Source organism: Pseudomonas sp. HP_01 (assembly GCF_055284355.1).
The window spans coordinates 38,159-51,036 of record NZ_JBTOPV010000013.1 but is presented as its reverse complement, the minus strand read 5'-3'; the positions used below and the strand labels follow the sequence as shown (position 1 = coordinate 51,036).

At 61.3% G+C, this 12,878-nt stretch carries 10 protein-coding genes; 4 read left to right on the top strand and 6 right to left on the bottom strand.

What is annotated here, in order from left to right:
* Positions 1-54: 54 nt before the first annotated feature.
* Complete coding sequence (locus ACYAR8_RS10345; protein ID WP_463579807.1) at positions 55-492, bottom strand: hypothetical protein; 438 nt, start codon at positions 490-492, stop codon at positions 55-57.
* 110 nt (positions 493-602) lie between these two features.
* Between ACYAR8_RS10345 and ACYAR8_RS10340 the strand changes: the two genes are divergently transcribed.
* Positions 603-1,046, top strand: coding sequence for a universal stress protein (locus tag ACYAR8_RS10340; RefSeq protein ID WP_074885310.1), 444 nt, complete (start codon positions 603-605; stop codon positions 1,044-1,046).
* A gap of 68 nt (positions 1,047-1,114) precedes the next feature.
* On the opposite strand, the gene ACYAR8_RS10335 is transcribed toward ACYAR8_RS10340, so the two are convergent.
* The gene (locus ACYAR8_RS10335) at positions 1,115-3,025 is read right to left on the bottom strand and encodes an ATP-binding cassette domain-containing protein (RefSeq protein WP_074885313.1); all 1,911 of its coding nucleotides are present in this window, start codon (positions 3,023-3,025) and stop codon (positions 1,115-1,117) included.
* A 214-nt stretch (positions 3,026-3,239) separates the two neighbouring features.
* On the opposite strand from ACYAR8_RS10335, the gene ACYAR8_RS10330 reads away from it, so the two are divergent.
* Positions 3,240-5,168 (top strand): transglycosylase SLT domain-containing protein, encoded by a 1,929-nt coding sequence (locus tag ACYAR8_RS10330; protein ID WP_074885317.1) that lies wholly within the window; start codon positions 3,240-3,242, stop codon positions 5,166-5,168.
* A 320-nt stretch (positions 5,169-5,488) separates the two neighbouring features.
* Here ACYAR8_RS10330 and ACYAR8_RS10325 read toward each other — a convergent pair whose 3' ends face one another.
* Complete coding sequence (locus tag ACYAR8_RS10325) at positions 5,489-6,295, bottom strand: MOSC domain-containing protein (protein WP_074893220.1); 807 nt, start codon at positions 6,293-6,295, stop codon at positions 5,489-5,491.
* A 117-nt stretch (positions 6,296-6,412) separates the two neighbouring features.
* The gene (locus ACYAR8_RS10320; protein ID WP_074893218.1) at positions 6,413-7,339 is read right to left on the bottom strand and encodes a chemotaxis protein CheV; all 927 of its coding nucleotides are present in this window, start codon (positions 7,337-7,339) and stop codon (positions 6,413-6,415) included.
* Between the two features lie 300 nt (positions 7,340-7,639).
* Between ACYAR8_RS10320 and ACYAR8_RS10315 the strand changes: the two genes are divergently transcribed.
* Positions 7,640-8,134: a hypothetical protein gene (locus tag ACYAR8_RS10315; RefSeq protein WP_463579806.1), complete on the top strand. Its 495-nt coding sequence runs from the start codon at positions 7,640-7,642 to the stop codon at positions 8,132-8,134.
* A 36-nt stretch (positions 8,135-8,170) separates the two neighbouring features.
* Here the strand turns inward: ACYAR8_RS10315 and yegS are convergent, their stop codons facing one another.
* The gene (gene yegS / locus ACYAR8_RS10310) at positions 8,171-9,079 is read right to left on the bottom strand and encodes a lipid kinase YegS (protein WP_463579805.1); all 909 of its coding nucleotides are present in this window, start codon (positions 9,077-9,079) and stop codon (positions 8,171-8,173) included.
* 442 nt (positions 9,080-9,521) lie between these two features.
* Between yegS and ACYAR8_RS10305 the strand changes: the two genes are divergently transcribed.
* Positions 9,522-10,973 (top strand): mannose-1-phosphate guanylyltransferase/mannose-6-phosphate isomerase, encoded by a 1,452-nt coding sequence (locus ACYAR8_RS10305; RefSeq protein ID WP_463579804.1) that lies wholly within the window; start codon positions 9,522-9,524, stop codon positions 10,971-10,973.
* 895 nt (positions 10,974-11,868) lie between these two features.
* Here ACYAR8_RS10305 and ACYAR8_RS10300 read toward each other — a convergent pair.
* Entirely contained in the window at positions 11,869-12,735 is an 867-nt protein-coding gene (locus ACYAR8_RS10300; protein WP_074893208.1) for a LysR family transcriptional regulator, read from the bottom strand.
* Between the last annotated feature and the right edge of the window lie 143 nt (positions 12,736-12,878).

Below are 12,878 nucleotides of genomic sequence, written 5' to 3'. Positions count from 1 at the left end.
GCCCGATGTTGTTATCGGGCTTTTTAATGCCCGCGATTCGGGCACAGGGATGGGTTACGCCAAAGCCTTCAGCACTGCTGCAATGTGCTGCAATACTTCTGGCTCGCCACGCTCGGCCCAGTACACCGCAATCAGCTGCTTGCCCGCTTCGACCTTGTAGACGTCGGCCGGCAGCTTCATGAACTGCTCGAGCAGACGCGGGTCCTCACACGGCTCGCGCCATTGATTGACCCACACGCCCGCCTCCATCTGCCAGTACACCCAGACATCGGGCGCCCGCGCGGTACGTGGACGGTGATACTGCGGGCACGGACTCGGTGGCTCGGTGGGCAACCAATGCGGCCACTCCTGGGGGATCAGCTGCATGGCCAGGCCCATGCGCCGCGCCTGCATGCGCATGGCCATTCTGCCGCTCTGCGAGCGCGAGGGACGCAGCCAGACCAGCGGACTTAAAACCACCGCAATGATTGACAGGATGATCCACACCGTCATATTTGTACGCCCCCCGCAGCGGCCAGTGGCGGGTGAACCACATCGGCGTGCCAGAGGCGCGTGAAAAGAGACATAATCAAAACCATCGCAAACCTCAGAAGGAACACCCCATGTCCTATGAACATATCCTGGTAGCCGTGGACCTCACTGAAGAGTGCGATCCGGTCATCAAACGAGCCATGGCGCTGGCGCTGGCCGGCGGCTCGAAGCTTTCCCTGGTGCACATCGTCGAACCCATGGCAATGGCCTTCGGGGGCGACGTTCCGATGGACCTGTCGCAACTGCAGCAACAGCAGTTCGATCAGGCCAAGGAAAAGCTGGAAAAGCTAAAACTGAAATACCCTGACGTAAAAACCGGCGACAGTCATCTGACCTATGGACAGCCGCGTCAGGAAATTCACAACCTGGCGAAGGAACACCACGTCGACCTGATCGTTGTCGGCAGCCATGGCCGCCACGGCCTCTCGCTGCTGCTCGGCTCGACCGCCAACGACGTGCTGCACGGCGCACCGTGCGACGTGCTGGCCGTACGACTGGCCAAGCGCGTGGACTGATCCAGGCCTGAAAACAAAAGCCCGGCCCTTGAAAAGGACCGGGCTTTTTTATTGCCGCAGGTGACCGATCACTCGTCCAGCTCGGCCCAACGCTCGAGCAGTGCGTCCAGCTCGCCTTGCAGGCTTTCCAGCTGCGCCATTACGGCCGTGGTTTGCTCCGCAGGACGCTGATAGAAACCGGCCTCGGCCATTTCGGCAGTGAGGGCGGCCATTTGCGCTTCCACACCGTCGATTTGCGCAGGCAGTGCTTCCAGCTCGCGTTGCAGCTTATAGCTGAGCTTCTTTTTCGCGACCGGCATTTCTGCCGCTGCGACGGGTGCTGCCTGAACCACAGCAGTAGCCAGTTCGGACTTGCCAGATTTGCTGTCGGTGACGCCCAGCAGACGCGGCGAGCCGCCCTGACGAATCCAGTCCTGATAGCCACCGACGAATTCGCGGACCTTGCCCTCGCCTTCGAACACCAGGGTGCTGGTGACGACGTTGTCGAGGAATGCCCGGTCGTGGCTGACCATCAGCACGGTGCCCTTGAAGGTCAACAGCACTTCTTCAAGGAGTTCGAGGGTCTCGACGTCCAGATCGTTGGTCGGTTCGTCGAGGACCAGCAGGTTGGCCGGCTTGCTGAACAGTTTGGCAAGCAGCAGACGCGCGCGCTCACCACCCGACAACGCCTTGACCGGCGTGCGAGCCCGCTGTGGGCTGAACAGGAAATCGCCGAGGTAGCTGAGTACGTGGCGGCTCTGGCCGTCGATGTCGATGAAGTCGCGCCCTTCGGCCACGTTGTCGATCACGGTCTTTTCCAGATCGAGCTGGTGACGCAACTGGTCGAAATAGGCGACGTCCAGACGGGTGCCGACTTCCACTTTGCCGCTGGTGGGCTGAAGGTTATCGAGCATCAGCTTGAGCAGCGTGGTCTTGCCGGTACCGTTGGCGCCGAGCAGACCGATGCGGTCTTCGCGCTGCAGGACCATGGAGAAGTCCTTGATCAGCATCGGGCCGCCCGGGTGAGCGAAGCTGACGTTGTCGAGCACCATCACCTGCTTGCCGGATTTGTCCGCCGTGTCGAGCTGGATATTGGCCTTGCCGGTGCGTTCGCGACGGTCGCTGCGCTCAACGCGCAATGCCTTCAGGGCACGCACGCGGCCTTCGTTACGGGTACGACGGGCCTTGATGCCCTGACGAATCCATACTTCTTCCTGGGCCAGACGCTTGTCGAACAGCGCGTTGGCGGTTTCTTCCGCCGCGAGCATGGCTTCCTTGTGCACCAGGAAGCTGGCGTAGTCGCCGTCCCAGTCGATCAGGCCGCCACGGTCGAGTTCGAGAATGCGCGTGGCAAGGTTTTGCAGGAAGGAACGGTCGTGGGTGATGAACAACACCGCGCCCTGGAATTCCTTCAATGCTTCTTCGAGCCAGGCAATCGCGCCGATGTCGAGGTGGTTGGTCGGTTCGTCGAGCATCAGCAGATCAGGCTCGGAAACCAGCGCCTGGGCCAGCAACACGCGACGACGCCAGCCACCGGACAGTTCGGCGAGGGTCTTGTCGGCCGGCAGTTGCAGACGGCTGAGGGTGCTGTCCACCAACTGCTGCAGGCGCCAGCCGTCACGGGCTTCGAGGTCCGACTGCACGTGCATCAGCTTGTCGAGGTCTTCGGCGGTGACGATGTTCTGGCTCAGGTGGTGGTATTGAGCGAGCAGCTCGCCCACGCCATCCAGGCCTTCGGCAACGACATCAAAAACGGTACGGCCGTCAGCGACCGGCAACTCTTGGGGCAGCTCGCCGATCTTGAGGCCCGGCGCACGCCAGACATTGCCGTCGTCGGGCATCTGAATGCCTTTGACGAGCTTCAACATGCTGGACTTGCCAGTGCCGTTGCGGCCAATGATGCAGACCCGCTCACCACGGGCGATCTGCCAGGACACCTTGTCCAACAACGGCATGGCGCCGAACGCAAGGGACACATCGCTGAATTTGAGCAGGGTCATGAGCTTCTCCAAAAACCGGGCGCGCATTCTACCTGAGATAACCCGGCACAGGGGCGGCTAATCGATGACAGGAACTCGTCCGGACCCCGTGGTCGGCCGATTGCAGGCCTCGGTTTGTTTCCATCTATCACGACGGGCGAGGCAGCGCTTCAACCCGCGCGGGCAACAGGCTAAGCTAGCCGCACTTTTCACGATGCATCTGCACGGAAGTCTCATGCGCAGTCGTTTCTTCAGCCTTTTGTCCTGCCTGCTTCTGTCGGCCACCGCCGCCCAGTCCGTCCAAGCGGTCGATCTCACCACCCAGCGTCAGTATTACGATGAAGCCAAACGTGCGTTGGCCAAGGGCGACGGCGGCCCTTATCGGACGTATGCCGCGGCGCTGGCGGATTACCCCCTCGAGCCTTACCTGGCGTACGACGAACTCACCGCACGCCTGAACAGCGCGAGCAACGAGGAAATCGAAAAGTTCTTCGCCGAGCATGGCGACCTGCCGCAAGCGAACTATATGAAGCTGCGCTGGCTGCGACTGCTGGCTTCACGCGGTGACTGGCAGCCCTTCGTCAAGTATTACGACCCCAAGCTGAATTTCGTCGAGCTCGACTGTCTTTATGGCTCTTATCAGCTCGGTCACAACCAGCGCGCTGAGGGCTATGCCAACGCCGAGAAAACCTGGATGACAGGCAAGACGCTGCCAGCGGCCTGCGACACGTTCTTCACCCAGTGGGCGGTCGAAGGACAGCTCACCGAGCAGAAAAGGTGGCAGCGCGCCAAGCTCGCCGCCCAAGGGCGCAACTACGCACTGGCCAATCAACTGGTCAACAGCATGACCACCCTCGCGCCCCAGGGCCGTTTGCTGATCGCCGTGGCGCAGAAGCCGGAAATGGTCAATAACCAGGGCCAGTTCATGCCCGCCGACGAGGCGATGTCCGATGTGGTCGGCCTGGGCCTGCGTCGCCTCGCCAAGCAGGACCCGCAGCGGGCGATGGAGCTGCTCGACAGTTACGCGCCGGTGCTGCATTTCTCCCACGAAGAACAGGTTCAGATCGCCAAGGAAATCGGCCTGACGCTGGCTCGCAGTTACGACGGTCGCGCCCTTGAGGTCATGACCAAATACGACCCCGACCTGCGCGACAACACTGTTACCGAATGGCGCCTGCGCCTGTTGCTGCGGCTCGGTCGCTGGAGTGACGCCTATGAGCTGACCCGCCGTCTGCCCCAGGACCTCGCCACCACGAATCGCTGGCGTTACTGGCAGGCCCGCTCCCTGGAACTGGCCCAGCCCAACAGCCCGCTGCTGCCGGGGTTGTACAAGGCGGTGGCGAAGGAGCGTGATTTCTATGGCTTCCTTGCCGCCGACCGCACCCAGACGCCGTACATGCTCAACAACAAGCCGCTGGTGCTGAGTCAGGCGCTCATGACCAAGGTGCGAAACACCCCGGGCGTGCGCCGTGCACTGGAGTTCTATGATCGCGGGCAGATCGTCGACGGCCGCCGCGAGTGGTACCACGTCACCCGTCGCTTCAGCCGGGACGAAATGGTTGCCCAGGCCAGGCTGGCGTACGACATGCACTGGTACTTCCCGGCCATCCGCACCATCAGCCAGGCGCAGTACTGGGACGACCTCGACATCCGTTTCCCGATGGCCCACCGCGACACCCTGGTGCGTGAAGCGCAGGTCCGCGGGTTGCATTCGAGCTGGGTGTTTGCGATCACGCGACAGGAAAGTGCCTTCATGGACGATGCCCGCTCCGGCGTCGGTGCCGCAGGCTTGATGCAACTGATGCCTGCCACCGCCAAAGAGACCGCTCGCAAATTCAGTATTCCCCTGGCCTCGCCGGCGCAGGTGCTTGATCCGGACAAGAACATCCAGCTCGGCGCCGCCTACCTGAGCCAGGTCCATGCGCAGTTCAACGGCAACCGGGTGCTGGCTTCGGCAGCTTATAACGCGGGCCCTGGTCGTGTACGTCAGTGGTTGCGAGGCGCCAATCACCTGGCCTTTGACGTCTGGGTCGAGAGCATTCCGTTCGACGAGACCCGCCAGTACGTGCAGAACGTGCTGTCGTACGCGGTGATCTACGGCCAGAAGCTCAACTCACCGCAGCCGCTGGTGGACTGGCATGAACGGTTTTTTGATGATTTGTAAAAGACGGGAGTCGGGCTGGGGTTGCAGCCCATTGCACTGGCCATCGGGGCCAGATGAACCCGTAGGAGCGTCAGCAACGGTCGTGTTGTCTGAGCCGGCGCATTCGCGGGCAAGCGCGCTCCTACAATGAGTAGGCGTTAAACCCCGAGTTTGTGCTGTATGTAAATCTGTAGGAGCCGGCTTGCTGGCGAATGCGTTGGGTCAGGCGCTGCAGCAGTGAATGTTCAACCGCGTTCGCCAGCAAGCCGGCTCCTACGGTGAAATTGCCTATTCCCCGTAGGACCCGCTTTAGCCGGGAAGGCGTACGAGCAAGCGCTCGACTACTCCAGCACCTCAACCTCCATCCCCACCTCGACCCGCCCTGGTCCGTCACTCACCAGGTTCTGCCCAAACCAGATCTGACCCTCCCGCTCCCGATACGTCTTCAGCGTCGTCATCGGTTCACGGTCCGCGCTACGTTCGCCGGTTGCCGGATCTATCGTCGTCAGGATGCAGCGCGAGCAGGGCTTCAACACCCGCAATTCAACGCCGCCAATTCGAATGCGCTTCCAGCCATCCTCGGCAAACGCCTCGGAGCCGGTTACGACCAGATTCGGGCGAAACCGCAGCATCTCCAGCGAGCGACCCACCTTCTGCGACAAATCATCCAGCGACGACTGGCCGATCAACAACAGCGGGAAACCGTCAGCAAATCCGACCTTGTCTTCTATCGCGCCGTAGCCGGAAGGCAACCCGCGAGCGCGCTCTTTCGGTACATGCACCAGCCGTGTCGGCTTGCCCACCAACGCAGTCACCCAGCGCGCCGCGTCCTCCCCTGCATCCGGCACACGAAAACTGTCGCGCCAGATCGTGATGCCGCGCAGATTGGCCTCCTCATCCGCCGGCACCGGCACATCCAGACTGCCCAGACCGGGGGCCGACAACGTCACGCCGTCGGCATTCCACAGCACCGACAGCTGCGACATCTGCGGCAGCACGCGCTGGCTGTAAAACCGCCCGGTGGCCTCATCCACCAGCATCCAGCGGCGATCACCACTCATGCCCAATTCATCGAAACTGGCATGCTGCAATGACTCCGCCATGCAGGATTTGAGGGGGTACCGATAGAGTGCGCTGAGGTGAAACATGTACGCGTCCTTATGCCAGAGCGGAAAGCCACCACTCTATACGAGACGCCGTAAAACCAAGCGGTACAGATGCAAAAAAGCCCCTCCATACAGCAAGGGGCTTGAAACAGAACCGGATCAGTTGTCGAGCATGAGCCGCTCGCGGACCACATCGACCAGCTTGTCCGGCTGGAATTTGGAGAGGAAGTTATCGCAGCCGACCTTCTTGACCATGGACTCGTTGAAGCTCCCGGACAGCGAGGTATGCAGCACCACATAGAGGCCACGCAGACGAGGGTCGTTACGGATTTCCGTGGTCAGGCGGTAACCGTCCATTTCCGGCATCTCGGCGTCGGTGAAGACCATCAACAGCTTGTCGGTCATCACCTCGCCGGTGTCCGCCCAGCCCTTGAGCATGTTCAGCGCTTTCAAACCGTCACGGGCGACGTGCATCTTCACGCCAAGCTGCCCCAGGGTGTCGCGCAACTGCGAGAGCGCCACGTTGGAATCGTCCACCAGCAGCACTTCGCGGCCAATGGCGCGTGAGAGGACCGGATCGTCCAGCTTGTCGCGGGAGACCTTGGCACTGTACGGCACGATCTCGGCGAGGACTTTCTCCACGTCGATGATCTCCACCAACTGGTCATCCACCTTGCTGATGGCGGTCAGGTAGTGCTGACGCCCGGCGCTGGTCGGTGGCGGCAGGATTGCCTCCCAGTTCATATTGACGATGCGGTCGACGCCGCCCACCAGAAACGCCTGAACCGAGCGGTTGTATTCGGTGACGATGATCGTGCTCGAAGGCCCCGGCACCAGCGGACGCATGCCGATGGCCTGGGACAGGTCGATGACCGGCAATGTCTGGCCGCGCAGGTTGACCACACCGCACACGAACGGATGACGCTGGGGCATCAGTGTCAGCTTGGGCAGTTGCAGGACTTCCTGAACCTTGAATACGTTGATCGCGAACAACTGCCGGCCAGCCAGGCGGAACATGAGGATTTCCAGGCGGTTCTCACCTACCAGCTGTGTACGTTGGTCTACTGTGTCGAGAATGCCAGCCATCTGTTGCTCCTGGAGCAGGGTTCAAGTAAGTCCGCCTAATCTTTATCGGCAGCCCCATGACAGACCTTAATCGGAATAGAGCGCAAACCCAGAATTTGATATCACATTAACATCACATCTGGACGCACGACTCACCTGAACGCTGGCAGGCCGGCCAACGGCGCGGTTTTCGGACGCGCGGGCCGACCATTCGCAACAATCGGAAACGCCCTACAGACTTTCCCGTGCCTTCGACATTAACTTTGGGCCACTCGCCCCACGCGACCTGAGGTCGCCATTTGAGAAGAGTGGAGATTGCACATGCTGAACGGCAATGAATGGCAGCAGTTGCATGCAGAGTTTCTCAGCGATACCCAGACACTCATGTGCCGCGCCGATGAATGCCTCAGCCATCTGGAACTGATCAGTGATGATGGTGACGCGATGGAATGTCTGCTCAGCACATTGCACCAACTTGCCGGCAAGGCAGACACGCATGGGGTCGAAACGGTCTCTGGTTTCGCCCGGCAGTTGCGTTATCTCCTTGACTTCGCCAACGCGGCCGGCCAGTGGCAGCCAAAGGCATTGCACGCGCTCAAACGCTGCTTTGAGCTGATGGCCTGGCAGCTTGAGCTCATCGACCCCCACACCGGATCGCTGGCGCTGGACGACAGCGAGCAGCGCGCTTTGCTCGAGGCATTCGCCTGCCAGTGCGGGATCGGCACGCGGGAGCACGACGTCGCCGTCAACAAGGGCTGGTCGGTCAGTGCCGGGCAGTGGGGCGTGCTCGCATCCGAGTCGCTGGACGTCAGATGAGCGCGCGGTCGCGGCTCATCTGAGGGTTGTCGATACTCAGGCGAGCTGTCGCGTCTGACCCAGCAACGGCGAATGCGACGGCAGGTGCACGCGCAACGCACCGGCGCGCGCTTCGAAACGGGTTGCTTCGCCGCTCAGCGGTTCGCCGTCGAGGTTGATATTCAGCCCTTGGGCTGACTTGAGCTCCACCCACGGCAGCCGCGCGCGGACGAACATGTTGTCGAGACCCAGACCGCCTTCGAGCAGGCTCTTGAGCGTGCTCACCACCTCCTGGGGCGCAGGCAGAATGCTGATGTCCAACAGGCCGTCATCGGCGAGGGCTTCCGGGCACAACGGATGACCGCCACCCGCCTGACGACCATTGCCGATCCCCAGCGCCAGCATCTCGCCCTTCCAGTGAAAGTCCGGGCCGGTGAATTCGCCGTACGCGGCTTTCAGCTCGCTGAAACGGCTAAGGCCGGTGAACAGATAGGCCGCACCGCCGAGGATCTTTTTCAAGTCTTCTGAGGTGTTGGCGGTGACCTGGCTGCCAAACCCGCCGGTCGCCATATTGAGGAACATCTGTCCGCCCACTTCCCCCATGTCGACTGCCCGCGCCGGTACGTCCAACAGGTCGAGGGCCTGATCGGGTTCCAGCGGCACGCCCGCCGAACGGGCAAAATCGTTGGCGGTGCCCAATGGCATGATCACCAGACTGGCGTCGACGTCAGACAGCGCCAGCGCCTCCGCCACATCCCGCAACGTGCCATCGCCGCCACCGGCAATGATCTGCCGATGACCAGCCTCCAGCCCCTCACGTACCAGGCGCTGGGCATCGCCCGCTTCCCAGGTCACGCGAACGTCCAGTTCCCAGCCATGTTTGCGCTTGCGCTCCACCGCCTCGCGGACATCCTCGTTGAGCGCCTGCTTGCCGTGAAGAATCAGTAATGCCCTGCGCGCTGTCATATCCCTTCCTTCTGCCTGTACGAATTGATGCGTGATGTGTTGACCGCACGCGCTGCAAAAAAAGCCCGTAGGGGGGAAATCTTTTAGACCGCAGTGCTCGACAGCAAACGCATTACGAATGGCTGCAAGCCGGGCTGAAACCGGAGTTCCGGGCATCCCGTGATGGCAAAAAGCCTTGAAGGGCGGGGACTTACGCGTGCTTTCTCCGCTACGACCCTGCGTCAGCGCCAGATCGCATTGGGTTCTGCCCCCGCAAATAAAGGACGAGAGGCGTTAATTCTGCGTTACAGCCCCTTGAAATGCATCGGCGGAAAGCGCCTAATCGACAATTAATTGGCTAATTTGACCGATAACCACTGAATAGTCAGTAAATTGACTTTTGCCGTGGCGACCCGGGATGCAGCCCACTCATTCATTCATGGATCGAAGAGGCGAGAAACCCATGCAACTGATTCCCTGCATTATTGCTGGCGGCGCCGGCACCCGGTTGTGGCCTGTTTCACGGGAGGCGATGCCCAAACCCTTCATGCGTCTGCCGGACGGCGAAAGCCTGCTGCAGAAGACGTTCAACCGCGCCAGCCAGCTGGACGGTGTGGAAAGCGTACTGACCGTCACGAATCGGGAAGTGTATTTCCGCACCGTCGATGACTATCGGCTGCTGAACAAGCAGCAGCTGGCGCTCGAGTTTCTGCTCGAACCGTTCGGCCGCAACACCGCCCCTGCCATCGCCGCCGCAGCGCTGCACGTGCAGGCGCGCTACGGTGATGCCGCACAGCTGCTGATTTTGCCGGCGGACCAACTCATCAGTGACGTTGCCGCGTTCGAGGCGGCCGTGCAGAGCGCACGTAAACTGGCCGACGAGGGCTGGCTGGTGACGTTCGGGCTGATCCCCTCCCGCGCAGAGACCGGCTTCGGTTACATCGAGAAAGGCCAGGCCCTCAGTGGTGAGGCCTATCAGGTCGCACGCTTCGTTGAGAAACCCGATGCCGTCACCGCCCAGGACTATCTCGCAGGCGGTCTGCATTTGTGGAATGCCGGGATGTTCTGCATGCGCGTCGATGTGCTGCTGGGCGAACTGGAAGTTCACGCGCCGGACGTGCTGGCCGCCGTGCGCCATTGCCTGGCGCAGTGCAACAGCAAGGAAGGCCGCAACGAGTTGCAGATCGAGCTGGACAGCACGACCTTCGCCCTGGCGCCGGACATCTCCATCGATTACGCGTTGATGGAACGTTCGCAGAAGGTCGCGGTGGTGCCGTGCGAGATGGGCTGGAGCGATATCGGTTCGTGGCAGGCCATTCGCGAGCTGAGTCCGGGCGATGAAAATGGCAACCGATGCAACGGCGAGGTGGTGTTGCACGACGTGACCAACTGCTACATCGACTCGAAGAAGCGACTGGTGGGCGCGGTGGGTCTGGATAACCTGATCATCATCGACACCCCCGACGCTTTGTTGATCGCCGACGCCGATCGCAGTCAGGAGGTCAAGATCATCGCCCAGGAGCTCAAGCGTCAGGGGCATCCGGCGTACTTGTTGCACAACACCGTGACCCGTCCGTGGGGCACTTACACGGTGCTGGAAGAAGGCAAGCGCTTCAAGATCAAGCGCATCGTGGTGAAACCGCAGGCGTCTTTGTCGCTGCAGATGCATCACCACCGCAGTGAGCACTGGATCGTGGTCAGCGGTATGGCGCGCGTTACCAATGGCGAAGACGAGTTTATGCTCGATACCAATGAGTCGACGTTCATCAAACCGGGGCACACCCATCGGCTGGTCAACCCGGGGGTGATTGATCTGGTGATGATCGAGGTGCAAAGCGGCGAGTATCTGGGGGAAGACGATATCGTGCGGTTTACCGATGTGTATGGGCGGGTTCCGGAAGCTGCGAAAGCTTAGGCCGTTGTTTGTGGAGATCTAGAGCAAGATCAAGATCAAGGGCATCTGCCTGGGGGCAGACTGTTTCGCCTTCGGCGAGTTACTTGGAAAAGCACCCCAAGTAACCAAGGGTGCTTGCTCTTGGTTGGGCCCGACTTCGTCGGGTTCCCTCACTCCGACGACGCTCCGTGGGCCCTCGCCGAACGGACATCCATGTCCTAGCGGCGCTCTCGCGGCATCCATGCCGCTCGGCCCACTCCGCGTCGTCTGCGTTCGGCCTGCACCCAAGTCGCGATTTGTGTCGTCTGGGCGTTATGTGTTTGAAAATCAAGATCAAAAGCAGATCAAAAGCTTCCCGGCTAAAGCCAGTCCTAGAGGACACCGCGTGCATTCAGTGGGACCGGCTTCAGCCGGGAAAGCGTCAGTGGGCGCGCCGCGAAATTGATCGTTCCCACGCTCCGCGTGGGCATGCATCCCGTGACGCTCCGCGTCACTTCCCCAGGCCTGAATGCGCTTCGTCTGCGGGACGCAGAGCGTCCGGGGCTGCGTTACCACGCGGAGCGTGGGAACGATCAGAGATAGTGGCGGGGACCTCGACTGTAGGACCGGCTTCAGCCCGGAAGCTTCTGATCTGCTTTTGATCTTCGTACGCAAGAAGACCAGACACCACAAATCGCGACTTGGGTGCAGGCTGAACGCAGGTCTCGCGCAGTGGGCCGAGCCGCATGGATGCGGCGAGAGCGCCGTCAGGACATGGATGTCCGTTCGGCGCGGGCCCACGGAGCTAGACCGGAGTGAGGGTACTCCGACGCAGGAGGAGCCAAACCAGGAGCAAGCACCCTTGGTTACTTGGGGTGCTTTTCCAAGTAACTCGCCGAAGGCGAAATGTCTGCCGTTAGGCAGACGCCCTTGATCTTCATACGCCCTTGACGTACTCAACAAACCTAACCACCGCCGGGGCCTTCTCGTGGCGTCGGTGGATCAGCGACAACGACGAGCTCGGCTGGCAATCCTCGATCCGGCGATACACCACATTCGGCAAACGAATGTGATCAACCACCGACTCGGGCACCACCGCCACACCCTGCCCCAGACTCACCAGCGCAACCACCGACACCAGCCCTCCCGGCTGCGGACCCAGCGTCGGCGCGAAACCGCCGTGGGCCGCGACTTCCAGCGTGCCGGAAATCTGCTCGGGGAGGATGAACGTCTCGTTCTGCAGGTTCACCGTGTTGATCACCTTCAGTTTGCAAAGCCACGAACTGTCCGACAGTGCCAGGGCAAAGCCCTCCGTCAGCAACGACACGGCGCTCAAGGCATCGGGCAACTGCATGGGAGAACGGATAAAGCCCACGTCCAGCCGCCCCTCCTCAATAAGACGCGGCAGCGTAGGCATCAGGTGCTCGTTGATGCTGAACTCGACCTCCCCATAACGCTGCCGAAACTGACTGACGTGTTGCTGCAACACGCCGGAAAACACCGCGGAGGCGACGTAGCCCAATTCGATCCTGCCGGCCTCGCCACGGCCGGCGCGCTGGACGTTGTACTGCGCAGTCTCGAACTGCCGCACCGCCAGTTCGGCCTCGATCTGCAACGCGCGCCCCGCATCCGTCAGCCTCACCTCCCGTTGTTCACGGAGAAACAGTCGAGTGCCCAAGGCATTTTCCAGGTCCTGAATCTGCCGCGTCAGCGTAGGTGGTGCGATGCCCAACTGCTCGGCCGCGCGGGTGAAATGCCGATGACGGGCGACGGCCAGAAAGTAGCGAAAGTGGCGGATTTCCATGGAGCGTTACCTGACAGGTAATGAAAACGCGAGTGACGGGTAACAGAGCATAGGGCATATCCGCTTACTCTGTTCCGGCGAAGCACCACCCCGCCGCCTTTCGTAACCACCGACGTTAGCCCGCACCTAACAGACTACGGAGC